The 26,807-nt window shown below is 58.5% G+C and carries 27 protein-coding genes and 1 tRNA gene; all 28 read left to right on the top strand.

Going from position 1 to position 26,807, the window contains the following annotated elements; all coding sequences use genetic code 11:
• Window positions 1–77 precede the first annotated feature (77 nt).
• The 28 genes from ACE4YL_RS02005 to ACE4YL_RS01870 all read left to right on the top strand — a co-directional run bounded on the left by ACE4YL_RS02005 (window position 78) and on the right by ACE4YL_RS01870 (window position 26,797).
• Complete coding sequence (locus ACE4YL_RS02005; protein ID WP_461359802.1) at window positions 78–695, top strand: site-2 protease family protein; 618 nt, start codon at window positions 78–80, stop codon at window positions 693–695.
• A gap of 11 nt (window positions 696–706) precedes the next feature.
• Window positions 707–1,447 carry a segregation and condensation protein A gene (locus tag ACE4YL_RS02000; protein ID WP_461359801.1) on the top strand — a complete coding sequence of 247 codons (741 nt, stop codon included), beginning with the start codon at window positions 707–709 and terminating at the stop codon, window positions 1,445–1,447.
• Window positions 1,444–1,953, top strand: coding sequence for an SMC-Scp complex subunit ScpB (gene scpB, locus ACE4YL_RS01995; protein ID WP_461359800.1), 510 nt, complete (start codon window positions 1,444–1,446; stop codon window positions 1,951–1,953). The genes ACE4YL_RS02000 and scpB overlap by 4 nt, the downstream gene beginning before the upstream one ends.
• A gap of 37 nt (window positions 1,954–1,990) precedes the next feature.
• Window positions 1,991–2,527: a DUF2953 domain-containing protein gene (locus ACE4YL_RS01990; protein ID WP_461359799.1), complete on the top strand. Its 537-nt coding sequence runs from the start codon at window positions 1,991–1,993 to the stop codon at window positions 2,525–2,527.
• 12 nt (window positions 2,528–2,539) lie between these two features.
• The gene (gene ytfJ, locus ACE4YL_RS01985) at window positions 2,540–2,959 is read left to right on the top strand and encodes a GerW family sporulation protein (RefSeq protein WP_461359798.1); all 420 of its coding nucleotides are present in this window, start codon (window positions 2,540–2,542) and stop codon (window positions 2,957–2,959) included.
• Window positions 2,960–3,058: 99 nt separating this feature from the next.
• Window positions 3,059–3,772: a pseudouridine synthase gene (locus ACE4YL_RS01980; protein WP_461360129.1), complete on the top strand. Its 714-nt coding sequence runs from the start codon at window positions 3,059–3,061 to the stop codon at window positions 3,770–3,772.
• Window positions 3,769–5,025, top strand: coding sequence for a BaiN/RdsA family NAD(P)/FAD-dependent oxidoreductase (locus tag ACE4YL_RS01975; RefSeq protein WP_461359796.1), 1,257 nt, complete (start codon window positions 3,769–3,771; stop codon window positions 5,023–5,025). Before ACE4YL_RS01980 ends, ACE4YL_RS01975 begins: the two co-directional genes overlap by 4 nt.
• A gap of 41 nt (window positions 5,026–5,066) precedes the next feature.
• A complete protein-coding gene (cmk, locus tag ACE4YL_RS01970; RefSeq protein ID WP_461359795.1) occupies window positions 5,067–5,732 on the top strand; it encodes a (d)CMP kinase in 666 nt (221 codons plus the stop codon).
• A 1-nt stretch (window position 5,733) separates the two neighbouring features.
• Window positions 5,734–6,357 carry a lysophospholipid acyltransferase family protein gene (locus tag ACE4YL_RS01965; RefSeq protein WP_461359794.1) on the top strand — a complete coding sequence of 208 codons (624 nt, stop codon included), beginning with the start codon at window positions 5,734–5,736 and terminating at the stop codon, window positions 6,355–6,357.
• A 38-nt stretch (window positions 6,358–6,395) separates the two neighbouring features.
• On the top strand, window positions 6,396–8,684 hold the full coding sequence (locus tag ACE4YL_RS01960) for a bifunctional 4-hydroxy-3-methylbut-2-enyl diphosphate reductase/30S ribosomal protein S1 (RefSeq protein WP_461369078.1): 2,289 nt from the start codon (window positions 6,396–6,398) through the stop codon (window positions 8,682–8,684).
• 113 nt (window positions 8,685–8,797) lie between these two features.
• Complete coding sequence (locus ACE4YL_RS01955) at window positions 8,798–9,424, top strand: DUF1614 domain-containing protein (RefSeq protein ID WP_461359792.1); 627 nt, start codon at window positions 8,798–8,800, stop codon at window positions 9,422–9,424.
• A complete protein-coding gene (gene spoIIP / locus ACE4YL_RS01950) occupies window positions 9,421–10,503 on the top strand; it encodes a stage II sporulation protein P (RefSeq protein WP_461369077.1) in 1,083 nt (360 codons plus the stop codon). Before ACE4YL_RS01955 ends, spoIIP begins: the two co-directional genes overlap by 4 nt.
• Window positions 10,500–11,402, top strand: coding sequence for a YIEGIA domain-containing protein (locus ACE4YL_RS01945; RefSeq protein WP_461360128.1), 903 nt, complete (start codon window positions 10,500–10,502; stop codon window positions 11,400–11,402). The genes spoIIP and ACE4YL_RS01945 overlap by 4 nt, the downstream gene beginning before the upstream one ends.
• 11 nt (window positions 11,403–11,413) lie before the next feature.
• Entirely contained in the window at window positions 11,414–11,590 is a 177-nt protein-coding gene (locus ACE4YL_RS01940) for a capping complex subunit for YIEGIA (protein ID WP_461358160.1), read from the top strand.
• 77 nt (window positions 11,591–11,667) lie between these two features.
• A complete protein-coding gene (der, locus tag ACE4YL_RS01935) occupies window positions 11,668–12,981 on the top strand; it encodes a ribosome biogenesis GTPase Der (RefSeq protein WP_461358159.1) in 1,314 nt (437 codons plus the stop codon).
• A complete protein-coding gene (plsY, locus tag ACE4YL_RS01930; RefSeq protein WP_461358158.1) occupies window positions 12,978–13,574 on the top strand; it encodes a glycerol-3-phosphate 1-O-acyltransferase PlsY in 597 nt (198 codons plus the stop codon). Before der ends, plsY begins: the two co-directional genes overlap by 4 nt.
• A gap of 152 nt (window positions 13,575–13,726) precedes the next feature.
• A complete protein-coding gene (gene spoIVA, locus ACE4YL_RS01925; RefSeq protein WP_461358157.1) occupies window positions 13,727–15,208 on the top strand; it encodes a stage IV sporulation protein A in 1,482 nt (493 codons plus the stop codon).
• A gap of 120 nt (window positions 15,209–15,328) precedes the next feature.
• Window positions 15,329–16,546, top strand: coding sequence for an aspartate kinase (locus ACE4YL_RS01920; protein ID WP_461358156.1), 1,218 nt, complete (start codon window positions 15,329–15,331; stop codon window positions 16,544–16,546).
• 41 nt (window positions 16,547–16,587) lie between these two features.
• Window positions 16,588–16,665: transfer RNA gene (locus ACE4YL_RS01915), tRNA-Pro, on the top strand.
• 460 nt (window positions 16,666–17,125) lie between these two features.
• Window positions 17,126–18,472: an FG-GAP repeat domain-containing protein gene (locus ACE4YL_RS01910; protein ID WP_461358155.1), complete on the top strand. Its 1,347-nt coding sequence runs from the start codon at window positions 17,126–17,128 to the stop codon at window positions 18,470–18,472.
• A gap of 115 nt (window positions 18,473–18,587) precedes the next feature.
• The gene (gene fusA / locus ACE4YL_RS01905) at window positions 18,588–20,657 is read left to right on the top strand and encodes an elongation factor G (RefSeq protein ID WP_461360127.1); all 2,070 of its coding nucleotides are present in this window, start codon (window positions 18,588–18,590) and stop codon (window positions 20,655–20,657) included.
• Window positions 20,658–20,744: 87 nt separating this feature from the next.
• The gene (locus tag ACE4YL_RS01900; protein WP_461359343.1) at window positions 20,745–21,137 is read left to right on the top strand and encodes a TIGR04086 family membrane protein; all 393 of its coding nucleotides are present in this window, start codon (window positions 20,745–20,747) and stop codon (window positions 21,135–21,137) included.
• A gap of 174 nt (window positions 21,138–21,311) precedes the next feature.
• Window positions 21,312–22,001, top strand: coding sequence for a L,D-transpeptidase family protein (locus ACE4YL_RS01895; RefSeq protein ID WP_461367045.1), 690 nt, complete (start codon window positions 21,312–21,314; stop codon window positions 21,999–22,001).
• A gap of 152 nt (window positions 22,002–22,153) precedes the next feature.
• Window positions 22,154–23,482, top strand: a complete 1,329-nt coding sequence (locus ACE4YL_RS01890; RefSeq protein WP_461360126.1) for an MATE family efflux transporter — start codon at window positions 22,154–22,156, stop codon at window positions 23,480–23,482.
• A 17-nt stretch (window positions 23,483–23,499) separates the two neighbouring features.
• Window positions 23,500–23,973 (top strand): MarR family winged helix-turn-helix transcriptional regulator, encoded by a 474-nt coding sequence (locus ACE4YL_RS01885; protein ID WP_461360125.1) that lies wholly within the window; start codon window positions 23,500–23,502, stop codon window positions 23,971–23,973.
• A gap of 487 nt (window positions 23,974–24,460) precedes the next feature.
• Window positions 24,461–24,949 carry a methyltransferase family protein gene (locus ACE4YL_RS01880; protein ID WP_461358840.1) on the top strand — a complete coding sequence of 163 codons (489 nt, stop codon included), beginning with the start codon at window positions 24,461–24,463 and terminating at the stop codon, window positions 24,947–24,949.
• 79 nt (window positions 24,950–25,028) lie between these two features.
• The gene (locus ACE4YL_RS01875; protein ID WP_461358841.1) at window positions 25,029–25,895 is read left to right on the top strand and encodes a GNAT family N-acetyltransferase; all 867 of its coding nucleotides are present in this window, start codon (window positions 25,029–25,031) and stop codon (window positions 25,893–25,895) included.
• Window positions 25,892–26,797, top strand: coding sequence for a DUF1848 domain-containing protein (locus ACE4YL_RS01870; RefSeq protein WP_461358842.1), 906 nt, complete (start codon window positions 25,892–25,894; stop codon window positions 26,795–26,797). Before ACE4YL_RS01875 ends, ACE4YL_RS01870 begins: the two co-directional genes overlap by 4 nt.
• Window positions 26,798–26,807: the final 10 nt, after the last annotated feature.

Raw genomic sequence — 26,807 nt, 5'->3', positions numbered from 1 at the left:
AAGTTCGGGCCCTATCTGGCAGGAATCCCCTTTTTGTGCTACTATGAAGGGGAGTGGATAACTGGGAGGTTTTCTCGATGCCGAGTCTCGAACAGATCATCCTGGCGGTACCAGCCATTCTTCTTGCCATCTCCTTCCATGAGCTCGGGCATGGCTATGTGGCCTACAAGCTTGGCGACCCAACACCCAAGTACCAGGGGCGCTTAACACTGAACCCCTTGGCCCATCTGGATCCCCTGGGCACAATCATGCTCGTCCTCTTCCGCATCGGCTGGGCGAAGCCGGTAATGATCAACTCCCAATATTTCAAGAATCGGCGCCAGGGTACCCTGCTGGTGTCTTTAGCAGGCCCCATGGCTAACGTGCTCTTGGGCTGGTTTTTCTACAATGTGCTCAGGCTGGCCGCGCCTCGGCTACCGTATACCAGCTTTTCCAACACCCTCATGGTGTTTCTGCTGATCAACGTTAATGTAAATCTGAACCTTGCCGCCTTCAACCTCATACCTATTCCACCCCTGGACGGATCCCACATTGTCGCGGGGCTGCTGCCGCCGAAGGCGTCTTATAGGTACGCTCAGCTGGCCCGTTATGGGCCTGTGCTTTTGGCTGTACTGCTCATCTCCGGCAGGGCCACTTGGATCATCAGTCCGATCTATCGCGTTTTGTCCCAGCTCTTGATGCGTTTATCCCTTTAGGTGGCGCTGCCATGGGCTATGTGGTGAAACTGGAGGTCTACCAGGGTCCCTTTGACCTCCTCCTGGATCTCATTGCTAAGAACGAGGTGGATATCTGGGATATTCCCATTGCCACCATCGCCGAGCAGTACCTGGAGTATCTGTATTCCCTGCAGGAGAAGGATCTGGCCATTGCCGGTGAGTTCTTGGTCATGGCTGCCACCTTGATCCGCCTCAAGTCGCGGCTGCTCCTGCCCCAGGAGCCGGTGGAAGAGGATGGGGACGCAGAACCGGAGGATCCCCGCCGAGAACTGGTTGAACAGCTGCTGCGCTATAAGTTCTTCAAGGAAGCGGCGGAGTTTCTCAAGGCCCGCTATGGCGAGGCTGTGCGCTTTTACACCAAAGGCCAGCCCCTGCAGCGGTACAACCTCACGCCCATCTATACCCGGCCGGTGGGGGACTTAACCGTGGACGACCTGCGGGCTGCCTATGAGCAGCTCCTCAGTGAGCGGGTCAAGGAGCCCCCGGTGCACGAGGTGTATTCCCGCATCTCGCTGCAGGAGCGCATCGCTCTCGTACGCCTGAGGCTTGTGGGCAAGCCCCGAATTGGTTTTCGCGACCTTTTGGAGGAGTCAACTCCCAGCGAAGTTGTGGGCACTTTGCTGGCCATCTTAGAACTGGTGCGCCTGGGCGAAATCCGGGTGGTGCAGACGGGTTTGTTCGGGGAAATCAGCATTCAACCCTACCTTTGGGAAGTGGAGGTCAACACATGACGCTGGCAGAGGCAAAAGTCATCGTGGAAGGGCTGATCTTTGCCGCGGAGCGTCCCCTCAGTGCCCAGGAAATTGCCGAAATCATCGAGCTGGATCCAGCCACGGTGGAGGCACTGGTGGAGGAGATCCGCAAAGACTACGGGCCCCGGGCGCTCACCATCCGCATGGTGGCCGGGGGCTACCAGCTGGTGACCAAGCCGGAACTTGCTCCCTGGATTGAGAAGCTGGGCAGGCCCGTGATCCATGCCCCCCTTTCCACGGCGGCCACGGAAACGCTGGCCATCATCGCCTACGAACAGCCCATCACCAGGGCGGAGATCGAGCAGATTCGCGGCGTGCGCTCGGACAGTGCCCTGAACAGCCTGCTGGAGCGGGGGCTCATCTGCGAAGTGGGCCGCAAAGAAGGCCCAGGTAGACCCATCCTCTATGGAGTTACCGAGCGATTTCTGGAGCATTTTGGTCTGCGCAGCCTCGACGAGCTTCCCCTGAAAAGCATAGGTGAATGAAAATGATGGCAGATTAAGACTGAGTGGAGGTGGCCCCATGCTGCTCAGTCTTTTTTTGCTGCTGATCATCTTGCTCCTCACCGCAGCTTTTCAGGTGGATCTGGAGTTCAGCCTGGATCAAGGTAGTGTGCGCTCCAGAATCAGATTCGGGGCTGCGGGGCTGTCCTTCACCGTTCCCCAGAGGCTTCTGGCCCGAGTGGGACAGCTGGTGCGCCGGCGCGGGCTGCAGACCCCACGGCAGATTTGGCAGGGTCTTAAGCTGGGCCTGCGCCTGCTGGATAGCTTTGTGCAGCGAGTGGAGCTCTTTGACCTGCAGGCAATCTGTGGTACAGGTGACCCTTTCCTCAGCGCTTTGGGCTGCGGTGGGCTCTGGAGCGTCCTCGGCCCCTTTTTCGCGGGACTGGGCGCCACCGGCCGGCTGAAATCTCCTCCCCAAGTTTCCGTCCAGCCCGAGTACGAGCAGGTTCGCCTGCGGCTTTACCTCCACTGCATATTCCGCTTTCGACTTGGTCAGATTATAGTCAACGAGTTGAAACGAGCAGCCTTACCCCGGCAGGCAAGAACTAAGGGCTAAAGGAGCGGAGTTATGACCAACAGACATCCCATTGAAGGACTCATGCAGACTGCCATGGAAAGCCTCAAGACTATGGTGGATGTGAATACCATCCTCGGTGATCCGGTGGAAACGCCCGATGGGGCGGTGATCGTTCCGGTCAGCAGGGTAAGCTTCGGGTTTGCCGCAGGCGGCAGTGAGTTTGCCACTGCCGGCGGGAAAGGAAGTGAGGAACACCATCCCTTTGGGGGAGGAAGCGGCGCCGGCATTGCCCTCAACCCGGTGGCCTTTTTAGTGGTGAGCCGGGAGAGCGTGCGGCTTCTGCCTGTGAGCCAGTCGGCCATCTACGACCGCCTGATCGATGCGGTACCCCAGCTTCTCGACCGCATTCAGGGCATGGTGCAAGGTGAGCGCACCACCGATGGAGTAGTGCGCACAACTTACAAGGTCTAACGGCAAATATCCCAAGCGGAGGGTTCCAGGTCGGAGCCCTCTTTTTTCTTGCTGTTTGCCCTAAACTTGGGTATTATTGGACTGAAAGGGGAGTCGGCGGTGGAGCGGCTGCAGAAAGTCATGGCCCAAGCTGGAATTGGCTCCCGCCGGGCCTGCGAAGAGCTGATCAAAAACAACCGGGTGCTGGTGAACGGCAAGCCAGCCGTTTTAGGTCAGAGGGTCGATCCGGAAAAAGACGAAATCCTCGTGGACGGCAGGCCCCTAGGTGCCCGTGAACCAAAACGCTATATCATCCTGCATAAACCCCGGGGCTATGTGACCACCAGCCGGGATCAGTTTGGACGCCCCAGTGTGCTGGATCTGGTTTCGGTGCAGGAACGGGTTTATCCCGTAGGCCGCCTGGACTATGATTCAGAGGGCCTGGTACTGCTCACCAACGACGGTGAGCTCGCTTTCCGGGTAATGCATCCCAAGTTCCAGCTGCCGAAAACCTACAGGGTGCAGGTGCGGGGTCAGGTGACGCCCCAGGCCATCGACCGCCTGGCCAGGGGCATCGTCCTGGAAGATGGCCCCACGGCGCCCGCGGAGGTGGAGCTCCTGCAGGCCAGCGGCGACAGCTCGGTGCTGAAGATCACCATCCGGGAGGGGCGCAACCGGCAGGTCAGGCGCATGTGCGCAGCGGTGGGGCATGAAGTGCTCCGTTTAGTCCGGGAAGCCATGGGCCCTCTTACCCTTGGGGGCTTGGCCGCCGGGAAGTACCGCGTCCTGCGCCCCCAGGAGATCCAGCAGCTGCTGAGGGCGGTGGGACTATGAGCGGCCCCGTTGTGGTCATTGGTGCGGGGGCCTCAGGGCTCATCGCCGCAGGTTTCTTGGCCCAGAGGGGTGCCCGGGTTCATGTTCTGGAGAAAATGCCCCGAACCGCCTGTAAGCTGCGCATTTCCGGTAAAGGCCGCTGCAATCTCACCAACAACATGCCCCTGGAGGACTTCATTGCCCAATATCCCGGGAACGGCAGGTTTTTGTACAGTGCTCTACACCGCTTTTCCAATCGGGACTGTATGGATTTCTTTGCTGGGCTGGGCGTGGAGCTCAAGGTGGAGAGGGGGCAGCGGGTGTTCCCAGTCTCCGACAACGCCCACGAAGTGGCAGATGCCCTGGAGCGCTTTGCCCGCAGCAATGGTGCCCAGATCTACCTCGGGCACAAGGTGGTTAGCATAGAGCTCTTGCCCTCAGGCGGTGTTGGCCGGGTGGTGGCCGTCCACGGCGGCCAAGAGAGAGTGTTTGCTGCCTCCGCAGTGATCGTGGCCACAGGTGGCTTGAGCTATCCGGGAACCGGTTCCACCGGGGATGGGCTGCTTTTTGCCCGCAGCTTAGGCCACACCATCGTAGAGCCCAGGCCGGCCCTGGTGCCCATCAAGGTGGAAGAGCAGTGGGCCCCGGAGCTGGCGGGTCTGAGCCTTAGGAATGTGGAGTTCCAGGTGGAAAACCCCCAAGGAGGAAGAGCGCGATTCTTTGGCGAATTAATGTTTGCCCACTTTGGCTTAACAGGGCCCATTGTGCTCACCGCCAGTGAGCAGATCGGCCTTTGGCTCAAGGCCAGCACCGGCAAGCTCAAGGCCTGGATCGACCTAAAACCCGCCCTCAGCCATGAGCAGCTGGATCAGAGACTGCTGCGGGATTTCGAGCGTTTTGCCCGCAAGCAGTTTAAAAATGCCCTGAAGGCGCTGCTTCCCAAGGGTTTGATCCCTGTGATGGTGGAGCTTTCCGGCATCGATCCGGAAAAACCGTGCCACCAGATCACCAAAGAGGAGCGGGCTAGGCTGCGGGGGCTGCTCAAGGGCCTGCCCCTCACCATCACCAGGACGCTGCCCATTGCCGCGGGCATCGTCACCGCGGGCGGAGTTGATGTGCGGGAAGTGGATCCGCGCACCATGGAGTCGAAGAAAGTGAAGGGGCTGTCTTTCTGCGGAGAAGTACTGGACGTGCATGGAGTGACGGGCGGTTTCAACCTCCAGGCGGCGTTTTCCACCGGTTTTTGCGCCGCGCATGGTGTTAACCTGACCTAAGCTCCCCATGGCAGTGCGCTGAGGAGAGGTGACTGTAAGTCGTGAAGATTGCTATAGATGGCCCGGCAGGGGCGGGCAAGAGCACCATCGCCCGCTTGGTGGCCAAACGCTTAGGGCTGCGCTATTTGGACACAGGTGCCATGTACCGCGCCCTGACCCTGGCCGCTTTAGAGCGCGGCGTCCCCTGTACAGATGAGGAAGCGCTTTTGAGGGTGGCCACCTCGGTGGATTTGGAGATCGTGTTTGATGAGGAGACCAAAGGCAACCGGGTTTACCTGGATGGCCAGGATGTCACTGACCTGATCCGCCGGCCCGAGGTCAATGCCTATGTGTCTTTGGTTTCCAGCCACAAGAAGGTTAGAGATTTCATTGTGGCCCTGCAGAAGGAAATCGCACGGCGGGGCTGTATTGTTATGGATGGACGGGATATCGGGACGGTGGTCATGCCCGATGCCGATTGGAAGATCTTCCTCCATGCCAGCGTGGAGGAAAGGGCCCGGCGGCGTCTAAGGGAACTGCGGCGCAATGGGCACGATGTTGATCTCCAGGAACTGGCGGAGCAGATCCGCCAGCGGGATCACTTCGATTCCACGCGCGCCATTTCACCCTTGAGGAAAGCTGAGGACGCCGTGGAGGTGGATACCACCCACCTGAACATCGAGGAAGTGGTTGCTCGGGTGCTGGCCATCATCAAGGGGGAAGCATAGGATGTATATGGTCCTACGGGCTATCGCGCGCCTGATGCTACTCCTGCTCTGCGGGCTGGAGGTCTCGGGGTTGGAGCATGTCCCCAAGCAGGGCGGGGCCATTATTGCCGGAACTCATACCACCATGATGGATCCTGTGGCCATCGCCGTTGTTGTGCCCAGGCCCGTTCATTTCATGGGCAAAGTGGAGCTGTTTAGAAATCCCGTTCTGCGTTTTCTGTTCACGCGCCTGCATGGCTTTCCCGTGCGGCGGGGGCTGGCGGACAGGGAGGCCATCCGCACCGCGCAGGACAGGGTCAAGGCAGGTCATGTGCTGGGCATCTTCCCCGAAGGCACCCGCAACACCACTGCCGAGGATCACCTGCCCCTGCAGGGGGGAGCCAGCCTGATTGCCATCAAGACCGGCGCGCCCATCATTCCCGTGGTGATCTCTGGTTTTAAGCCCTTCAAGCTGCGCCAGCCTGTGCGGGTGGTCTTCGGCCGCCCCATTGACCTGGGTGGCCCCCGCCGGGCGACAAAAGCTGATGTTTTGGAAGGAACAAAAGCGATTTCCGCCGAATTTAGTTACCTATTAAGCAGGAATAATCAAGGGAGCAGAGAAATACAATCAGGGACGCTTGTTTAGAGTCCCTGTTTCGGAGGCATAATAAGGGAGGGGGAAGGGTGGAAATAGTATTGGCAGATGCCGCAGGCTTCTGCTTTGGGGTCAAGCGAGCCTTAGACTTGACCACCAAGACTCGCAAAGAAGTCGACCCGGCCACTCCAATACACACTCTAGGTCCACTTATTCATAACCCCCAGGTTGTGGCCCAGCTCGAGGCCGATGGCATAAGAGTTATGGACCGGCCTGGAGACGCCAGTTCAGGAGTAGTCATTGTCCGCTGTCATGGTGTTGCACCGCAGGTAATGGAAGAGCTGAAAGCACGGAACTTCCAGGTGGTTGATGCCACTTGTCCTTTTGTCCAGAAGTCCATGCGGTGGGCTAAACAGTTGAGCGAAGAAGGGTATCAAGTCATTATTGTCGGTGACAGGTTTCATCCAGAAGTACAAGCCGTTTTGGGTTATGCCGGTGAAACTGCACTAGTTGTAAGTAACCCTCAAGAGATCCGCAAGCTGCCGATAGCAAGTCGCGTCGGTGTTATAGCACAAACAACTCAATCAGTCCAAAACTTCCAAGCTTGCGTCGAGGAACTGGTTGGGAAAGTGGAGGACCTGAAAGCCTTTGATACCATCTGTATTGCTACCGAACAGCGGCAGACGTCGGCACAGGAATTGGCCGCCAAAGTGGATGTTATGATTGTTATTGGAGGTCGAAACAGCGCCAATACAAGGCGATTGGCGGAGATATGTGAGGAGCAGGGGACGGTCACGTATCATATAGAAACACCAGATGAGTTGCGGCGCCAGTGGTTTGCTGGCGTGCGACGGGCTGGGGTGACGGCCGGAGCCTCTACTCCAGATTGGTTAATTGAGGGGGTACTTGCAAGAATGAGCGAATTTAGTGAAGAGAAAGGGACAGAAACCATGGAAGAGACAGTACAACCTGTCGAAGCAGAGCTGGAAGCATCCACAGCACAACCAGTGGAAGCACAGCCCGAGGAAACCACACCAGAACCGGCTGCAGCAGCGGAAGCGGCGGCAGAGGTCACCGAAGAGGCCACAGAGCCTTCTTCCCAGGAGGAAGCAGTGGAGCCGGCGCAGGAGGAGGCAGCGGAACCTACGGCCTCCGCAGCGGCAGAGGCTGAACAACCAGGCGAAGCCGCACCTGAAGAGGCGAAGCTAAATGAAGTCCAGATGAGCGAATATGATGTCCAGATGCCCACTCCCGGAGCCATCATCCAGGGTAAAGTGGTGCAGATTTCCAGTGATGAGGTCCTGGTGGACATCGACTATAAATCTGAAGGACGCATTCCCCTAAGCGAACTCAGCTTCATCGCCAATGCCAATCCTGAGGACATCGTGAGCGTGGGCGATGAGATTCACGTTAAGGTCTTGAAGGTGGATGACACCGAAGGCAACGTGATTCTTTCCAAGAGACGGGCCGATGCCGACCTGTCTTGGGAAAGGCTAGAGAAGCTTTACGAAACAGGGGAAACCCTGGAAGCTAAGGTCATTCAGGTTGTCAAGGGCGGTCTGTTGGTCAACGTGGGCGTACGTGGCTTTATCCCTGCTAGTCATGTTTCCCGCGGTTTTGAGAATAATCTAGAGAAATACGTTGGCCAGACCCTGGAGCTTAAGATCATCGAGCTGGACCGCTCCAAGAACAACGTGGTCTTCTCCCACAAGGTAGTACTGGAAGAGCGGCATGCCCGGGCCAAGGAAAAGGCCTTTGCCACCCTGGAACCTGGCATGAAGATTCCAGGTGTCGTCCGCCGGCTGACCGACTTCGGTGCCTTTGTGGATATCGGCGACGGCGTGGAAGGACTGCTGCATGTGTCTGAGATGGCCTACAGCAGGGTAAATCATCCTTCCGACGTGGTTGCTGAAGGCGATGAGATCACGGTCATGGTCTTGGGCGTGGACAAGGAAAGGGAGCGCATCTCTCTCGGCTTGAAGCAGACCATTCCTGATCCCTGGACCACCGTGGGCGAGCGCTACGCGGTTGGCCAAAAAGTAAGTGGGGAAGTCACCAGGGTGGTTGACTTCGGTGCCTTCGTCAAACTGGAGGACGGCATTGAAGGGCTGGTCCACATCAGCGAGCTCTCCCACAAACATGTGGCCAAGGCCGAAGATGTGGTTAAGTCGGGCGATCAGGTGGAGGTCAAGGTGATCAGTGTAGATCCCGAGGCCCGCCGCATTGGCCTGAGCATTAAGGAGCTGGAGCCCAAGCCGCAGCCCCAGCCCAAGGCCAAACAGGCCCAACCCAGTGTGATGGAAAGCAGCGATCAGGAACTGACAACCAATATTGGCGACATGTTTGGGGATCTGTTCAAAGACGATCTGCTGCAGTAACTCAAGCTCGCAAAATCCTGTAGGCTGAAGCCTGCAGGATTTTTTTATGGATACACTACCTTCAGCAGGGAACACTAGAGGCAGGCGTTTCAAACAACCGGGGAGGGATCTGCATGCCCGTGGGAACTGTCCTGCTTTTGGTGGTGGCCGCCTTGATCTATTTCGGCGTCGGCCAGCGCCTGCTGGACCGCATGCGCCTAACAGATACCCAGGCACTGATTGCCATCGCCTTAATGATCGGAGGAAGCTTCATCACCCTGCCGCTGCGCACCGGCCGCACCACGGTGGGCATCAACCTGGGCGGCGGCTTAGTTCCCCTGGGCCTGGTGGTCTATCTGCTGATTCGGGCAGATACGGCCCGGGAGAGGGTGCGCTCCCTTGTGGCCGCATTAGTGACCGGCGGGGTGGTCTATGGGATAAGCCAGTTCACCGACTTTGACCCCTCCAGCCCCTACCTCTTCATCGATCCCCTGTGGCTGTTCAGCATCGTTGCAGGCATTGTAGGCTACTTAGCAGGCCGCTCCCGCAGGGCCTCCTTCATCGCGGGCGTTTTGGGGCTTTTTGCCGTGGATTTGGTCCACTTCGCCCAGGCTCTTCTGTCCAACATGCCCACCCGCGTCGTCTTGGGAGGTGCCGGAGTGTTCGATGCCCTGATCGTCTCCGGGCTGATCGCCGTGGGCTTGGCTGAGTTTGTAGGCGAGACCAGGGAGCGCCTGCAAGAGGGGGGTGAAGAGCTGTGAGAGTGGGAATGCGCTTAGCTTTGGCCCTGCTGGCGTTCTGCCTTCTCATCGCTTTCCCCGAGGTTACCAAGGCGGATGAAAGAAGGGATGGGGGCTACTTCACCCTCCGGGATGAATCCGGGGAAATGATCACCATGACCGCCAGGGAACTGGATCCGGGCGATCAGTACATCGCCGGGGACAACCGCCTGTTTGACGTGGTGCGCACCGAGGGGGACGAAGTGCTGGTGCGGTTTGTGGAAACGGTGGAACTGCCCGATGTGAGCGGCGAACTCCTGGGGGCACAGGTGGCCCAGGCCGAAGAAGGGGGAGGTGTGGTGGGCATCTACCACACCCACAACGATGAATCCTATGTACCCACCAGCGGAACTGAATCCCGGGATGATGGGCGGGGCGATGTCCTGGAAGTGGGTAAGACCCTGGCCAGCGGCTTAGAAGAGCAGGGGCTCACCGTGTACTGGTCCGATAACAGCCATATTCCCCACGACGGCCAGGCTTACATACGCTCCCGGCGCACCGCGGTGGAGCTGCTGCAAAACGAGCCCGATACCCTCATCGACGTCCACAGGGACGCCACCCCGCCTGAAGTCTATGAAACGGAAGTTGAGGGTGTCCCCGCAACCAAGGTGCGCCTGGTGGTGGGCCGGCAGAACCAGAACCGGGAAGCGAACCTGGAATACGCGAAACGGTTGAAGGCGGTGGCGGATCAGCTCTACCCGGGCCTGGTCGAGGGAATCTTCGATGCGAAAGGCAACTACAACCAAGATCTCGGCCCCAAAACCATCCTCTTGGAGTTCGGAGCCCACACCAACCGTCTGGATCACGCCAAGCAGGCAGCGGAATTCTTCGCCAAGGTGATCCCCGCTGCCGCAGGACTTACCCCCAGCAGTAAACAGGCGGCTGAGGAGCAGATCAGCGGTGGAGCGAGCCGTTCGCTGGTTTGGACGGTGCTCATCGTGGGGGCAGTGGGCGGGGCCTTTCTCCTGATCAGCCGGGGGAAGATCGGGTCCCTCGCAGGCTTTTTCCGCAGGGAAGCGGGCCTTGGGGAAAGGGATCCGGAGACGGATGATGACCGGTGAGCCACATCCCCAATTTGATCCTGGCCACCTTGGCGGGCTTTTTAGCCCGCCTCTACATGCTGCGCCGGGATTACAGACAGTATCCCAGCTACCCCCAAGGCTGGGCAGTGCACCTGTTTGTGGGTTTCATCGGTGCCGCCATTGGAGCAGTGGTGGTGCCCGCGGTTTTGGACAAGGAGTGGGCCGCGGTTTCTTTCTTGATTCTGGCTGCTTCGCAGTTCAGGGAGGTGCGCAGTGTTGAGCGGGAAACCCTCCGGGCCATGGAAGCCACAGAGCTGGTCAAGCGCGGCACCGCCTACATCGAAGGCATCGCCCGAGTGTTTGAAGCCCGCAACTACCTGTCCATCTGGGTGGCTCTGGTGGTGGCGGCAGCTGCTGAACTGGGGCCTGGATCCCTGTGGGGCAAGGCTGCTGTCTGCGCCCTGGTGGGGGCCGCGGCCACCTGGCTTTTAAGCGGCCTCATGAAGGGGCAAAAGGTGGGGGATATTGCCGGGGTGGAACTGGCGGAGATCCAATTTGACCAGGCCCTGCTCAGGGTCGAAGAGACAGTAATGATGAACGTGGGTTTGGAAACGGCCCGGGCCGTTTACCGGGAGCGGGGCTTGGCGGCCAAGATTATCCCCAGTGGTCCCAACGCCAAGGCCACCTTGGCCAATCTGGGGCAGATGCAGGCCATCGCCCATGACGTCTCCGCGATGATCGGGGTGTATATGGACGTGGGGGAGCAGGAGTTCATCCCCATGGTGCGGAGAAACCCCTCCAGCGGCTGCCTGTACCTGGTGATGGTGCCTTCCGAGGCTGATCAGGATGCCTTTCTCACGGCGGTACGGCGGGTGCCCGTGTTGGAGGGGGCGGTGCGCAAACCGTTAACCTCGGTGGCGGGAAAAATGATGGATTGAGGGGGAGCAAGGTGAAACTGATCTTAGCGGTGGTGGCCAGCGACCACACCCAGGTGGGGGGTGGAGCCCCCATCTTCTACGCGTCCAGCCCGGAGCAGAGGGCGGAATTGGCCCTGCTCATCGCCAAAGTGTTGGGTGCCGCGGTCCACGATCTGCACAATGGAGTTCTGGTGGTGGTGCAGCATTAAGGGCAGAGAGGAGGAATTGCCCGGCAGATAGCGAAGAATCCATATCTAGGATCGAACGCTGTTGAGGAGAGGTATGGATGACTAGACCAATCGTGGCCATTGTGGGCCGGCCCAACGTGGGCAAAAGCACTCTTTTCAACCGTATTACCGGCGAAAGGACCGCCATTGTGGAGGGGCAGCCGGGGGTGACCCGTGACCGCATCTACGGGGATGCCCACTGGCTGAACACCTACTTCACAGTGATAGATACGGGTGGAATAGACTGGGAAGAGGACGTGATAACAAGGCAGGTCAGGCAGCAGGCCCTGCTGGCTGTGGAAGAGGCAGATGTGATTATCTTCATGGTGGATGGGCGGTCAGGCCTAACGGGAGTGGACGAGGAGATCGCCGACATCCTCAGGCGCAGCAGCAAACCGGTGATTCTCTGTGTTAATAAAGTGGAGTCCACAGAGCAAGCCTGGGAGGCGTCTGTGGATTTTTATTCCCTCGGTTTAGGGGATCCCATCCTGATCTCCGCCGAGCACGGGCGCAATGTGGGCGACCTTTTGGATGCGGTGGTGGCCCATTTCCCCGAAGATGCCCAGCTGGAAGAGGATGATTATCTGAAGATCGCCATCGTGGGGCGGCCCAATGTGGGCAAGTCTTCCCTGGTGAACAAGATCCTCGGGGAAGAGCGGGTGATCGTCACCGATATCCCCGGCACAACCAGGGATGCCATTGACACGCACTGCACCTTCCAGGGTCAGAAACTCACCTTGATTGACACAGCGGGTCTGCGCCGCAAGAGCAAAGTGGAAGAGAGTGTGGAATATTATAGTGTGATCAGGACCCTCAGGGCCGTGGAACGCTCGGACCTCACCATTGTCATGCTGGACGGCACCGAGGGCCTCACCGAGCAGGATAAGCGGATCGCTGGTTATGCCCACGAAAAGGGCCGGGGCATCATCCTGGCGGTGAACAAGTGGGATTTGGTACCCAAGGAAACCAACACCATGCGCGATTATGAAGCCGCGATCAGGGAGGAGCTGCAGTTTTTACACTACGCGCCCATGGTCTTCATCTCAGCCCAGACCGGTCAGCGCATTCACAAGCTTTTGGAGCTCTGCCTAGCGGTGAATGAGGCGAGGAATATGCGCCTTTCCACCGGGCGGGTCAACCAGATCATCCAGGATGCGGTGGCCATGAACCAGCCTCCCAGCGACAAAGGGGTTCCCCTGAAGATCTTCTACGGATCGCAGGTGCAGGTCAAGCCCCCGGTGTTTGTGCTCCACGTGAACCGGAAGGATCTGCTGCACTTTTCCTATGCCCGCTACCTGGAAAACCGCATCCGCGAGGAGTATGACTTCATGGGTACCCCGATCATGATTGTGGCTAAGGAGAGGGAAGAATGACTTATCTGTTGATCGTGGCCGCGGCCTATGTGCTGGGGAGCATACCCTTTGGCCTTCTGGTGGGCAAATGGTGGGCCAAAGTGGATGTGCGCAACTACGGAAGCGGCAATATCGGTATGACCAACGTGCTGCGCACCGCAGGCTATATACCTGCCCTGCTTACGCTCATCGGCGATGTGGGCAAGGGTGCTGCGGCTGTTCTTTTGGCCCGGCGTTTCTTGGCAGAACCCATCTGGAGCCTTGTGGCTGGCATGTTTGCTATGATCGGCCACAACTGGCCGCTGTTTTTGGGCTTCAAGGGGGGCAAGGGAGTGGCTACTGTCGCGGGTGTGCTCGCGGTTTTCCGGCCGCCGGCCGCGCTGATCCTGTTTCTCACCTGGCTGGCGGTGCTTTTGGCCTTCCGCTACATCTCCCTGGCTTCCATCACCGTTGCCGTGTGCCTGCCCTTGGTGCTGCTTTTGTTGGGCGCAGGCTGGTTTGAAGTGCTTTTGGGGGTTTTGGTGGGGGCCATCACCGTGTACCGCCACCGCAGCAATATTGAGCGCCTGCGCAAGGGTACGGAGTTTCGGTTCGGCGAAAAAGTGCAACGATAGGTTCTCTCAAGGGCCCCGCTGGGGCTCTTCGCTTTACTTGGGGAGATCGGCGGCTGTCTTAGAATGCTGTTATATTTCTCCGCCCGCGGTAATATAGTATACTGTCCAACCTTATGGGGGTGAGGACGCCTATACTTAGGAGGGGAGCCTAAATGGAAAAGTTTAACATTTTTTCCCATATCGCGGAGCGGACCGCCGGCAGCATTTACATAGGCGTGGTGGGCCCTGTGAGAACGGGGAAGTCCACTTTCATTAAACGGTTCATGGACCTTTTTGTCATGCCCAACATCACCGACATCTACCTGAAGGAACGCACCAGGGATGAACTGCCCCAAAGCGGCGCGGGGCGGACCATCACCACCACTGAGCCCAAGTTCGTCCCCGATGAACCGGTGGAAATCACCTTCGCCGAAAGCGTCAAGGCCCGCATCCGCCTGGTGGACTGCGTGGGCTACACCGTGGCCGAAGCCAAAGGTTACATGGACGAAAGCGGCCCGAGGCTCGTGCGCACTCCGTGGTTTGACCACCCCATTCCCTTTCAAGAGGCCGCGGAGCTGGGTACCCGCAGGGTAATCAGCGAGCATTCCACCATCGGTTTGGTTGTGACCACCGATGGTTCAATAACGGACCTGGCCCGCAGCGAATACGAGGAGCCAGAAGCCCGGGTGGTTGGCGAGCTGCAGGCTTTGGGCAAACCCTTCATCGTGGCCCTGAATTCCATCCACCCCAACAGCCCGGAAACCCAAGCTTTGGCCCGGCGCCTGCAGGAAGAGTACGGGGTGACGGTACTGCCCCTGGACTGCCTGCGCATGACCCAAGAAGATATTCTGCGCCTCTTGACGGAAGTACTGATGGAATTCCCCCTGCGGGAGTTCAACCTGCGCCTGCCCAAGTGGGTGAGGGAACTCAAGGAAGATCACTGGCTGCGGCAGATCTATGAAGATCTAGCTTGGGAGACGGTGGGGCGCCTCAAAAGGGTCAAGGATGTTCAGGAACTGGCGGTGCAGGCTTTCCAAGAGTCGGAATATGTCCAGCTGGTGCAGGTGGAAAGCCTTGATTTGGGTACAGGGAAGGTCACCCTGGGCGTCGTCCTGGACGGCCAGCTCTTCTACAAGATTCTAGCGGAGATGACCGGGCTGGAAGTGACAGGCGACCACCATCTCCTCCGTCTCATGCAGGATCTCACCGCGGCCAAGCGGGAATATGATAAGATCTCGGCAGCCCTGCAGCATGTGCGGGAGACGGGCTACGGCATTGTCATCCCCAGCCTGGAGGACATCACCTTTGAGCAGCCGGAACTGATCAAGCAGGGGCGCAATTTCGGCATCAAGCTCACGGCCAGCGCTCCTTCGATCCACATGGTCCAGGCCAGCATCCAAACGGAAGTGACCCCGTTTGTGGGCACCGAAAAGCAGGGCGAAGAACTGATCCGCTCCCTAACGGAAGAGTTCGAGCGGGATCCCAACGTTTTGTGGGAGCGGGACTTCTTAGGTAGATCGCTGCAGGATATGGTGCGGGAAGGGATCAACAGCAAGCTCTACCGCATGCCGGAAAACGCCCAGGAGAAGCTGCAGGAGACCTTGAGCAAGATCATCAACGAAGGCAGCGGCGGGCTGATCTGCATCATCCTCTAAACCCACGTAGCCCGGCTCCCCCAGGTGAGAGCAGAGTTGTTCTCACCTTTTTTACTGGCCGTTAATTTCCTCCTGTCCCCCGTATGTTATCTTAATATTAGCTGTTAGGGGGGCAGAAGCATGGGAATCATTGTGCAAAAATACGGAGGTTCGTCTGTAGCTGATCCGGAAAAAGTCATGGCTGTTGCCCGGCGGGTGGTGGCCACCGCCCGGGAAGGGCATCAGGTGGTGGTTGTGGTCTCGGCTCAGGGTAAGACCACGGACCTGCTCATTGCCAAGGCTAAGGAGATCTCCCCGAATCCGCCCAAACGGGAACTGGACATGCTCTTGGCCACAGGTGAGCAGATGTCCATCGCGCTGCTGGCCATGGCTATTCATGCCCTTGGGCAGCCGGTGATCTCCCTGACCGGGCCCCAGGGGGGCATCCTCACCGATACCCAGCATACCAAAGCCAGGATCCGCATGGTGGACGGTGCCCGTATCCGGCAGGAGCTGGACAAGGGGCAGGTGGTGATCGTTGCCGGGTTCCAGGGCCTCACCCCCAACAACGATATTGCCACTTTAGGTCGTGGCGGTTCCGATACCACGGCGGTGGCGGTGGCTGCAGCCCTGGATGCAGCCGTCTGCGAGATCTTTACGGATGTGGATGGAGTGTACACTGCCGATCCCAGGATTGTGCCTGGGGCTAGGAAGCTGAAGGTAATTGACTATGGGGAGATGCTGGAACTTGCCTTTCAAGGAGCGAAAGTCCTGCAGCCCCGGTCGGTGGAAGTGGCGGCCGTGTATGGGGTGACCATCCATGTTCGTTCGAGTTTTTCCGATGAAGAAGGAACTTTGGTGAAAGAGGTGGGCTCATTGGAACGGGAAATCACAGTGACGGGTGTGGCCGCGGATGAAAACTGGTCCAAGGTGACCCTGGTTGGCGTTCCTAGCGATGTGCAGACCCTGTGCGCAGTCTTTTCAGCCCTTGCCCAAGCTGGCATCAACGTGGACATGATCGTCCAGGCTGCTGCTTCCAAGGGCAGGACCCATCTGAGCTTCACAGTGACGCGGGAAGATTTGGCCGAGGCCCTGGGGGTTATCGACACCCTTAGGGCGGATCAAGATTGGGAAGTATTCGCGGACGATAACGTGGCTAAGGTATCCATAGTGGGCGCTGGGATGATGACCAACCCCGGTGTGGCTGCGAAGATGTTTGAGGCCCTCACGCAAGTGGACATACCCGTTTTTGTGGTCTCTACCTCAGAGATCAAGGTATCCTGCTTGGTCCCCCGGGGCCGGCACCTTGAGGCCGTGCGGGCCTTGCACACAAAATTTGAGCTGGATCCGGAGAAGTGACTTGCTTTTTTGCAGAGAACATGGTATCCTTATAAATGCGTCGGGGCGTGGCGCAGTTTGGCTAGCGCGCTACCTTGGGGTGGTAGAGGTCGCCTGTTCAAATCAGGTCGCCCCGACCATTTTTTTGGAGAATTTCAAGCGAAATGCCAAGCAAGAAGTGAAGCTCTAACCCTCTCCGAGAGAGGGTTTTGGTCAAGGACACAATCGAGATGAGTGATGTTCCAGAGACGGACAACTAGGCACCTGCGCAGGTGCCTTTTCCTTATCTAAGCAAAAATCTAAGCAACAGGGCGGGGAAGCGGTGGGCCAAGACAGGACAATGTTCCGGCTGGACATTGCTTTTTGCTTCTTAGCAGCGCTCTTCTGACAGGAAGTTGGGGAAAGGTGTGGAAATGAATGGTAAGGCCACAGGTAGCTGGGAAGGTATAAGATGGCCTGCGCTGCCCGGAGCTAACCGGGGTGCTTCCCACCGTTATTTGTGTTATAATTTGGAGAGTGCTGGGCAAGTTCAGTTCTTAGCAGGATTGCGGCCAGTTTTTGCTAAATACTCCATAGGGCGTGAGGAAAGAGGGGATGCCATTGCTGAAGAAGGCGGTTTGCGCAGCTCTTTTATGTTTCCTGCTTGCCCAGGCTGCAGCGGCAGCTTCCTTCACGGCGGTAGCCGAACCTGAGCTGTCGGATGCCCAGGTGCTGGTGGCGGACCTGTACGGCACGGGTGAGCAGAACCTGCTCCTGGGAAAGGAGCAGGGCGTCTTCATCCTGACCGAAGATGGACCAAGGCAGCTGATCGAGGTGTTCGGCCGGGCTTCAGCCCTGGCCGTTGGTGATGTTACGGGGGACTTCCGCAATGATCTGGCCATTGGCACAGATCGGGGCGGCGCGCTGTACTTATATACAGAACGGGCCGGAGTTTGGGAACGCCACGGCCATGCCCAGTATCTTTGGGATACCATCTGCCGCTTGGGTATCCATGATTTCAACAGCGACGGCTGGGGCGATGTGGTCGCCTTAAGCGACAGGGGAGAGGCCTACGTCTACCTGTCCCGTGAGGGAAATCTCTTTCCCCTCTGGAAAAGCCCCTCGGGGGAGGTAGTGGCCGGGCTGGAAGTGTTGGATGTGGATGGAAACGGCTATCCTGACCTTGTTTTTGCCCTGCGTTCAGGTTATGTGGCCGTCCTGACCTGGGTGGAAGAAGAATTTGTCACCTTATGGGAAAACTACCCTTGGGGCAGTGTGGAAAGCTTGGTGATCATTCCCCACAGCGCTGCTCCAGAGTGGCTGGTGGTTACCAGCCAAAAGATGCTCTACGCCTGGCGCTGGCAGAACGGGGAAGTGGTGCAGAGCAGAAAATTCGAAGCCAAGGCCCTGGGTGAGCACCTCCTCTACATACCCCAGGAAGGTTTGCTGAGCCTTTCCAGCGCCACTGGGATTTCCCTCTTCGAGCTCCAGTCCGCAGCGGTGGTGGAGAAGTGGAGGGTGCCAGGTCTCTTTGGCGACAGCGCTTTTTACTATCAAGGGCAGTTCTACTTCCGGGACCAGACCAATGCTTACCTGAAACTGGTGGAGGGCAGTCCCCAATGGCGGCTCTTCGTCTATGAAACCGAAGTCACACCGTTCGTGGGTGTAACCGAGCATCAGGGTGAGCTCTATTTCAACTTGCTGGATCTGGCCGAAGTGCTGGATCTCACAGTGGATCTGGCCAGCGGCTGGCAGGTGGAGTCCACCACTGGCGCGGTTATCCTTAAACCTGCCAGCACCACGGCGCAGTGGCGGGGCCTGGAGATTCCCCTGGCCAGTCCCGTGCTGGAGGAAGGGGGAGTGCCTTACGTACCAGCTGAGGTCCTACCCCTTTTGGGCTGGACTGTGCAGATCGATTCCCGGCGCCAGCAGGTGGTCTTCCTGGAAAACTGGGGTTGGTGGGTTTAGGCAGGGAAGCTTTTCTTGCCATGAGGAAGGAAATTATGGCGAACTTGTTGAATCTAGGCGTGGTATAAAAGACTTCAGATGTTAACATAAGGGTTCACTAAGAGGAGGAGAACGTGTGAAGGAATACGGAACAGAGTTCTTACGTAATGTGGCCTTGGTGGGCCATGGTGGTACGGGCAAGACCTCATTGGCAGAAGCCATGCTGTTTGTCGCCAAGGCCGTTAACCGCCTGGGCAAGGTGGATGATGGGACAACAGTGATGGACTTTGATGCAGAGGAAGTGCGCCGCCACATTTCGATCAACACCGCTCTGGCACCTGCTGAGTGGAAAAACCATAAAATCAACATCTTGGATACACCAGGCTATTTCGACTTCGTAGGTGATGTGATCGCGGGCTTAACGGTGGCCGATGCCGCGCTTTTGGTGGTCTGCGCTTCTTCCGGTGTGGAAGTGGGTACAGAGAAGAGCTGGACCTATCTGGAAGAACGGGGTTTGCCCCGCACCGTGTTTGTCAACAAGATGGATCGGGAAAACGCCAACTTCAGCATGGTTGTTGAACAGCTGCGCAGCTATTTCGGCCCCAAATTGGTGCCGGTTCAGCTGCCCATCGGTGAAGCCGAAGCCTTCTCGGGCATCGTGGATCTGGTGGCCATGAAGGCGTACATCAAAGACGGAGATTCCCTCAAGGAAGGCCCCATTCCCGCAGATATGATGGATCAGGTGGAAGCAGCCCGGGAAGAGATGATTGAGGCGGCCTCGGTTGCCGACGAAGACCTGATGATGAAGTATCTGGAAGGGGAGGCCCTCACGGACGAAGAGATTGAGAAAGCGGTCCGCCTGGGAACCCAGACCGGTGAGATGGTTCCCATTCTCTGCGGCAGCGCCCAGTCCACCCTGGGGATTGCCCTGCTCAACGATCACATCGTGCAGCGCCTGCCTTCGCCTGTGAACCGCACCATCACCGCGACCAACGCCGCCGGGGAAGAGATCACCATCGGTGCTGCCGATGGAGAGCTGGCTGCCCTGGTCTACAAGACCATGGCCGACCCTTATGTGGGCAAGCTCACCTTGTTCAGGGTGTTCTCGGGTATGATGCGTTCTGACAGCAGCTGCTTCAATGTGCGCACCGGCCGCGATGAGCGGATTGGACAGCTGTTCCTGATCAAGGGTAAAGAACAGATTCCCGTAAGCAAAGTGGGCCCAGGCGACCTAGGAGCCGTAGCCAAGCTGCAGGATACCACCACCAACGATACCCTCACCACCCGGGAAGCCAAGATCAGCATCAAACCTATCGAGTTCCCGCAGCCCAACATGATCTTGGCAATCCAGCCCAAGGCTAAGGGCGATGAAGATAAGATCGCATCCGCGCTGGCGCGTCTGTCGGAAGAGGATCCCACCATTAAAGTGGAGAGAAGAACAGACACAGGCCAGAACCTGGTTCACGGTATGGGCGATGTGCACATTGAGATCCTCACCAGCCGCCTGCAGAAGAAGTTCGGCGTTGAGGTTGAGCTGAGTACTCCGGTGGTGCCTTACCGGGAAACCATCCGGGGCCGGGCCAAGGCGGAAGGCAAACACAAAAAGCAGACAGGCGGCCGCGGCCAGTACGGGCATGTCTTCTTGGAACTTTCCCCGGCTGATCCCGATGCGGAGGATCGCCTGATCTTTGAAGATAACATCTTCGGCGGTGCCGTACCCCGCAACTACATCCCCGCGGTGGAAAAGGGCCTGCGGGAGATCCTGGACGACGGTCCCTTGGCGGGCTATCCTGTGGAAGGGGTACGGGTTTCGCTCTACGACGGTTCTTACCATCCCGTAGACTCTTCCGAAATGGCCTTTAAGATCGCCGCATCTTTGGCCTTCAGGAAGGGCTTTATGGAAGCCAATCCGGTGCTTTTGGAGCCCATCATGAACGTGGAGATCACGGTTCCAGAATCGTTTATGGGTGATGTGATGGGCGATCTGAACAAAAAGCGCGGCAGGATCCTGGGCATGGAGCCCAGGGGCGGCATGCAGGTGATCCGGGCGCAGGTCCCCATGGCAGAGATGTTTAAATACGCCATCGACCTGAGATCCATGACCCAGGGGCGCGGCTCCTTCACCTCGCAGTTCAGCCACTACGAGGAGGTTCCCGCCCAGATCGCCGAGCAGGTGATCGCCGAAAGCAAGAAAAAGGACGAGTAGGCTAAACTCTGCGGTTGTCCAGAATGCAGCCCCCCAAGGGGCTGCATATTTTTCTGTACGAGGCATAGGTTTTATGGGGTGATCTCCATGAAAAAGCGGAACAACCTGGACACCGCAGGCTTTTGGCTGCAGCCCATGGCGGTGCTGCAGGGCACGGCGGTGGCCTTGGCTCTGCTGCTCCTCACTTCCCTGGGGCTAGCCTTAGCAGTATATTTCCTCCCCTGGCAGGCGGCACCCAACCTCCTCAATCTTCTGGCCCACCTGGCGGTGTTTGCGGGGGCTGCCTGGTCCGGCAAAAAGTGCCTGAAGAAGGCCTGGATACACGGGATTGCGGTGGGGCTGGCCTCCTTTGTGCTGCTCGGCTTTTTGGGTTCTGCGGATATTGCTCTCCTCACTTGGCTGTGGTGGCAGAAGCTTCTGCGCATGCTCTTTGTGGCCATGCTCGGCGGCATGATGGGAGGGCTTTTGAAAAGAGGCTGAAGCAGAGCTGTGAAAATTTCTGGCAGCGCAGGACTAGGCCCACGATTAGCGAAAGAGATCAAAGAACCCTATATTCATGGAGGAACGGCCGTGTCTGTCATGAGATGCCTTGCAGCCTGTCTCGTGGTATTTGCCGTCAGCTCCTGTGTCCTGGCGCAAACGGCGAGGTTTACAATGCTGGAAGCGGCTCCTGATTGGGATGACCTGGTTAGGCCGTCGGTGGTTATGGCCGAAGTGCTCACAGACACTCCGGCCTACAGCTCCTGGGACGGTGGGGGAAGCAGAACCTGCACCTTCCATGCCGGGGAGACAGTGGAGGTTGTCCGCGACCACGGCTTCCAGTGGTACTTGATTCGGGCCGGAGACGGCCGGGAAGGTTGGGTGCGCGACGGAACGCTGGCCATCCCCAGTGATCCGGAAACCAACAGCTATCGACTGCCCAGGCGGTTGGTTGAAGAGTATGTGAACGTGCGGGGGTTCACCTCCAAGACGGATCAGCTGGTCTGGGTGGATCTTGACAGGCAGCTCACCCATGTGTTCACAGGCGGCCAGGGCAGCTGGGAGCTGGTGCGCACCATGCTCTGCGCCACCGGGAGGAACATTTCCCCTACCATACGGGGGCTCCATGAGATCGCGGAGCGCGGCGAATGGTTTTATGTGGAAAGTTCTGGTCAAGGAGCAGAAAACTGGGTTCGGTTTCATGGCCCCTACTTGTTCCATGGCCTGCCCATGGACAAAGAGCACACCATCCTGGATCTCACCTTAGGGCAGAGGCGCTCCGCCGGCTGCATCCGGCTTTCCATGGAGGACGCCCGCTGGTTCTACTCTTTTATCAAGCGGGGAACAACAGTGTTTGTTTACTAATGCGCCGCCCCATCGTCTAGATGGGGTGGATTTCTACGGGGAAAAGGGGGAATGCCTGAAGAGCAGACAAGCAATGATCGAGGAAAGGACCGGGGAACTTGATGAGAGCAAGAGAACATTTTCCAAGCACTAATAGGGCATTAGTCGGTCAAATGGTGATGTTTGCCCTGCCCATCATGGCGGTCAACCTGCTGCAGCTGGTCTTTAATGCAGCGGACATGATCGTGGTGGGGCGTTTCGAAGGGGCCAGGGCCCTGGCGGCGGTGGGGGCCACAGGCTCTTTGTTTAACCTCATCGTCAACTTGTTTATGGGTCTGTCGGTAGGCACCGCAGTGATTGTAGCTCAAGACTACGGGGCCCGCCGGGTGGAGGGGATCCGGCAGTCGGTGCATACATCCATCGCCGTCAGCCTGATCGGCGGCGGGGTGGCCACCGCCATCGGCCTCAGCTTCTGCGCTCCCCTTTTGCGCTGGATGGGGACTCCCGAAGACATCATCGGTCTTTCTACTTTATATATGCGTATCGTTTTCGCCGGGATGCCCGCCAGCATGGTCTTTAACTTCGGGGCAGCTATCCTCCGGGCGGTGGGCGATTCCAGAAGGCCCATGTATTTCTTGGTGGTGAGCGGCGCCGTGAACGTGGTGTTCAACCTGTTCTTCGTCGCCGTGCTGCGCCTGGGTGTGGCCGGCGTGGGCTGGGCAACCGTCATCTCCCAGTATTTGGCCCTGATACTGATCATGATCTCTTTGTCGAGGCAGGAGGGAGCTCTGCGTTTTCAATGGCAGAGGCTGAAGATCCACCGTCAGAAGCTCGTACAGCTTCTGAGGATCGGGGTGCCCGCGGGGCTGCAAAGCGTACTCTTTTCAATATCCAACGTGCTGATTCAGTCGGCGGTGAACTCCTTCGGCACCACCATGGTGGCGGCCAGCGCTGCCTCGTCTAACGTGGAAAACCTGGTGGCTACACCTATGAACGCTTACTACCAGGCTGCGATAACTTTTACCGGCCAAAGCATGGGCGCGGAGGATTACGACCGCATTGACCGGATCGCCAAAAACTGCACCGCTTTGGTGTTCGTGACGTGGCTGATTCTAGGCGGAATCACCCTCTCCTTTGGCCGCACGCTGCTGGCCTTTTACACCACCGATCCCGCGGTGATCGAGCTGGGCATGCGGCGGATGAAGGTACTCATGTCTTTGTACTTCACCTGCGGCATCATGAACGTCTTCCCAGGGCTGACCAGAGCCATGGGCTACTCGGTACTTCCCATGCTCTCCACGCTGGTGGGCGCCTGCCTGCTGCGCATTGTCTGGCTGGCCACGGTGTTCAGGCTGTATCCCACCCAACTGGTGCTGTTTGCGGTGTACCCGGTGACCTGGACCATAGCTGGACTGGGGCAGGTAGCCAGCTTCTTCTACGCCCGCAGCCGTATCCGCAAACGGGCCGTGCTGTCTCAGGGGCAGGCTGAAGCAGCCATTTGACCGTGGAGAGGAGAAGGATGATGAACACATGCCCAGAGCGGTCCGTGGGCCGCTGGCTGTCCATTTTGCATCGCATGACCATGAAACATGTAGCTGATGGCCTCAAGGAGCATGGCGTAGGCAGCGGCCAGGCCATGTTCCTTCTGGAGCTCTTTCACTGCGATGGAGTGCGCCAAGAGGAGCTTTCTCGGCTGTTGAACGTCGATGGAGCCACCACGACGCGCGCCATCACTAGACTAACTCAGGAGGGTTTGGTGGAGCGGCGGCCTGATCCGGAAGATGGGCGCGCCCACCGCATACACCTTACGCCCAAGGCGGCCGGGCTTCAGGCACATTTGCTGCAGGTTGTGAGCAGCTGTGATGATCAGCTGCTGAGCGGGCTGAACGATGAAGAACAGGAGCTGTTCCTCAAGCTGTTGGTGAAGATGGGCCAGGCGACAGCTCCCTCGGGCCGCTGCGCCGGCTGCAAGCTCAGCGCGAACTGCCCCTGACAGCCATGCTTTTCTCTGCCTAAATGGAGATCAATGACGAATACGACAACGAGAGGGAACCATAACAGAGAGGCCTCGCAAGCGAGCTGGGGAGGGTGCGCGCCAGGCAGGAACCGGTTATGGCAGGGCACCTCCAAGCTGCCAGCTGATCATGGACCAGAGGTGTTCCATCTAACGATTTGGACGGCACAAGATCTCGTCCCCAAGGGGACGGGATTTTTGCCAAGTGGAGCGAACTAGGGGGGCACCGGAGTAAGGCCCAGAGCCCCCGGTTTTTTGGCCCTCGTGGACGAGCTTAAGCTTCGGTCGCGCGTGGGAAGGAAGGGGTTACGCTGCCCGGGCACTCCGCCCGTCCGCGGGGAATAAGGGAAGTGGTCCTACGCTGGGGGAGACCAGCTGTTCATGAGCCCAGGCGAGCTCTTTAGGTACTATGTAACCAAGGCCTGCCGCTTTCTTTTAGGACCAGGCCTGTCTAGGAGGGATAGCTGTGGGGGAGAGGCCTGAACATCTGAGAGCACCGGTTTTGGTCACCGGCGCGGCGGTGGTGGTCTGCCTGGTGAGTTTCCTAGTGGACCTGAGGGTATCTGTCCCGGTGGGGCCGGCCAAGTTGGCTGGTATTCTCTTGGTGGTGTTGGGCATGGGACTTGTCTTGTGGGCGGCCGCTTACCTCAAGGGTTCGCTGCTGGGAGCGGTGCAGCCCCTGGGAGAACTGGTTCAAACGGGCCCCTACCGCTTGGTGCGCCATCCGGTCTATGCGGGAATGGCCATCGCCGCCTGCGGTATCCCCGTTTCCACGCGGAGCTGGTTAGGTCTCTTGGCTGTTTTTCTGCTGTTCCTGCCGGCTTTGGTGTACCGGGCTAGGCTGGAAGAGGAGGCACTGCAGGAGCGATTCGGTGCGGTTTGGGAAGAATACGTTTTACGGACGGGGTTCTTTCTGCCGCGGCTGCCCCAGGGTGAATCCCACGGAAAAGCATAAAGGGCGCAGTGGGTTACAAAGGATTTCCCCGCCGCGAGCAGAAGTGTAATGGGCAATACTGATGCAGGGAAGTGGTACTGTGCAGCTGTCTTGGCACGATGGGATCGAGAGCTTCCTCCAAGAAACGCTGGAACACCTGGAAAGGGAGGAAGCCCGCCACAACCTCTTGCTGGGTCTAGCCCTCATTCTCCAAGAGCACCCAGATGCCTGGGATGAGGTGTTCCTGGTCACGGTGCGGGCCGGGCGCGACCTGGCCGCAGCGGGACTTATGACTGTCCCGGCCAATTTGATCCTCTACACAGCACCGGGCGTGGATCTGGAGGAGACTCTATCGTGTTTGGCCAACGGTTTTCTGGAAGGGGGAATAGCGCTTCCGGGAGTGACCGCCCCCGCGGCAGTCTGCCAGCGGTTCGCGGCTTTGTGGGCAGAGCTCACGGGCTGCCGTGCCGAGTTGGAGATGCCCATGCGCCTCTATGAGCTCAGGCAAGTGACCGCAGGGGTGATTGGGGAAGGAAGCCTGAGACTTGCCCGGGAAGAAGATCTGGACTTCGTCATCGGCGCGATCGCCTCTTTCGAGAGGGATGCGGGGTTGAACAGCGCCCCAGACCTGGAGCGCATAGGCCGCCTGGCCCGCAGACTCGTGGCGCGGCGCGGTCTCTATCTGTGGGAGCACGGGGACAGAATTGTCTCCATGGCGGCGAAAACCCGCCCCACTCGCCACGGGATCTCCATCAACCACGTGTACACACCCCAAGGGCTGCGCCGCCGGGGCTATGCCACCAGCTGTGTGGCAGCCCTTTGCCAGCTGCTCCTGGACGAGGGGTACCAGTTCTGCACTCTGTTTGCTGATTTGAACAACCCCACATCTAACAGCATCTACCAGCGCATCGGATTCCGACCCATCGGTGATTTTGCCGGCTACACCTTTGGGAGCGATGGACCATGATCATCAGTGCCAGCCGCCGCACTGACATCCCTGCTTTCTATGGGAAGTGGTTCCTGGAGCGCCTGAGGGCCGGATTTGCCTATGTGCGCAATCCTTTCCGTCCCCGGCAGGTGACCAGGGTTGAGCTCCACCCCGAGCTGGTTGACTGCATTGTCTTTTGGACCAAGAATCCCGCACCCCTGCTTTCTGATCTGGACAGCATAACCGATCTGGGCTACAACTTCTACTTCCAGTTCACCTTGACGCCCTACGATCGGACCATCGAGGGGAACCTCCCCGAGAAAAAGGTCCTGGTGCGCACCTTTCAGGAACTGGCGGCAAGGATTGGCCCCGCCAGGGTGGTTTGGCGCTATGACCCCATCATCCTCAGTGAGGATCTGACCATTGCCAAGCATGTGGAGCTCTTTGCTCAGCTGGCCGCGGAGCTCAAGGACAGCTGCGAGCGGTGTGTCATCAGTTTCCTCGACTTCTACGCCAAGACCAAGCGCAACACCCGGGGCCTAGGCTTTTTGCCCATCGGCCCGGAGGATATGGAGGTGCTCGGTAGGGAGCTGGCCGCAGTGGCACGGAGCGCGCAGATGGAGATCTGCACCTGTTCTGAAGCGGTGGATTTGAGCCCCTGGGGCGTCAAGCCGGGCAAATGCATCGATGATGAACTGGTGAGTAGGATCACTGGGCGGTCCCTCAGCCTGAAAAGGGACAGGAACCAGCGGGCCAGCTGTGGGTGTGTGGAGAGCATCGATCTGGGAGCTTACAACACCTGCCTGCACCAGTGTCGATACTGCTACGCCAACGCCGATCACGCAGCAGCCAAGGCCAATTGGACTCGCCATGATCCGGCTGCGCCTCTGCTTCATGGACGAACTAGTCCACAAGATGAAATCCGTGTGCGGCGAGCATAGGCACAAAAAA

Origin of the sequence: Candidatus Darwinibacter acetoxidans (assembly GCF_041936445.1) — a bacterium.
Taxonomy (GTDB): Bacteria; Bacillota; Limnochordia; order Darwinibacteriales; family Darwinibacteriaceae; genus DTU010.
Note: the sequence above shows the minus strand (reverse complement) of the source record. Positions and strands in the feature narration are given on the sequence as shown.

What these genes read in the sequence shown, in the direction of transcription:
- ACE4YL_RS01885 (WP_461360125.1), top strand. Translation starts at nt 23,500, where the DNA reads ATGATGAACACATGCCCAGAGCGGTCCGTGGGCCGCTGGCTGTCCATT.
- ACE4YL_RS01900 (WP_461359343.1), top strand. Translation starts at nt 20,745, where the DNA reads ATGAAAAAGCGGAACAACCTGGACACCGCAGGCTTTTGGCTGCAGCCC.
- ACE4YL_RS01870 (WP_461358842.1), top strand. Translation starts at nt 25,892, where the DNA reads ATGATCATCAGTGCCAGCCGCCGCACTGACATCCCTGCTTTCTATGGG.
- plsY (WP_461358158.1), top strand. Translation starts at nt 12,978, where the DNA reads ATGACTTATCTGTTGATCGTGGCCGCGGCCTATGTGCTGGGGAGCATA.
- ACE4YL_RS01975 (WP_461359796.1), top strand. Translation starts at nt 3,769, where the DNA reads ATGAGCGGCCCCGTTGTGGTCATTGGTGCGGGGGCCTCAGGGCTCATC.
- ytfJ (WP_461359798.1), top strand. Translation starts at nt 2,540, where the DNA reads ATGACCAACAGACATCCCATTGAAGGACTCATGCAGACTGCCATGGAA.
- scpB (WP_461359800.1), top strand. Translation starts at nt 1,444, where the DNA reads ATGACGCTGGCAGAGGCAAAAGTCATCGTGGAAGGGCTGATCTTTGCC.
- spoIVA (WP_461358157.1), top strand. Translation starts at nt 13,727, where the DNA reads ATGGAAAAGTTTAACATTTTTTCCCATATCGCGGAGCGGACCGCCGGC.
- ACE4YL_RS01920 (WP_461358156.1), top strand. Translation starts at nt 15,329, where the DNA reads ATGGGAATCATTGTGCAAAAATACGGAGGTTCGTCTGTAGCTGATCCG.
- der (WP_461358159.1), top strand. Translation starts at nt 11,668, where the DNA reads ATGACTAGACCAATCGTGGCCATTGTGGGCCGGCCCAACGTGGGCAAA.
- ACE4YL_RS01965 (WP_461359794.1), top strand. Translation starts at nt 5,734, where the DNA reads ATGTATATGGTCCTACGGGCTATCGCGCGCCTGATGCTACTCCTGCTC.
- ACE4YL_RS01990 (WP_461359799.1), top strand. Translation starts at nt 1,991, where the DNA reads ATGCTGCTCAGTCTTTTTTTGCTGCTGATCATCTTGCTCCTCACCGCA.
- ACE4YL_RS02000 (WP_461359801.1), top strand. Translation starts at nt 707, where the DNA reads ATGGGCTATGTGGTGAAACTGGAGGTCTACCAGGGTCCCTTTGACCTC.
- ACE4YL_RS01895 (WP_461367045.1), top strand. Translation starts at nt 21,312, where the DNA reads ATGCTGGAAGCGGCTCCTGATTGGGATGACCTGGTTAGGCCGTCGGTG.
- ACE4YL_RS01890 (WP_461360126.1), top strand. Translation starts at nt 22,154, where the DNA reads ATGGTGATGTTTGCCCTGCCCATCATGGCGGTCAACCTGCTGCAGCTG.
- ACE4YL_RS01955 (WP_461359792.1), top strand. Translation starts at nt 8,798, where the DNA reads ATGCCCGTGGGAACTGTCCTGCTTTTGGTGGTGGCCGCCTTGATCTAT.
- ACE4YL_RS02005 (WP_461359802.1), top strand. Translation starts at nt 78, where the DNA reads ATGCCGAGTCTCGAACAGATCATCCTGGCGGTACCAGCCATTCTTCTT.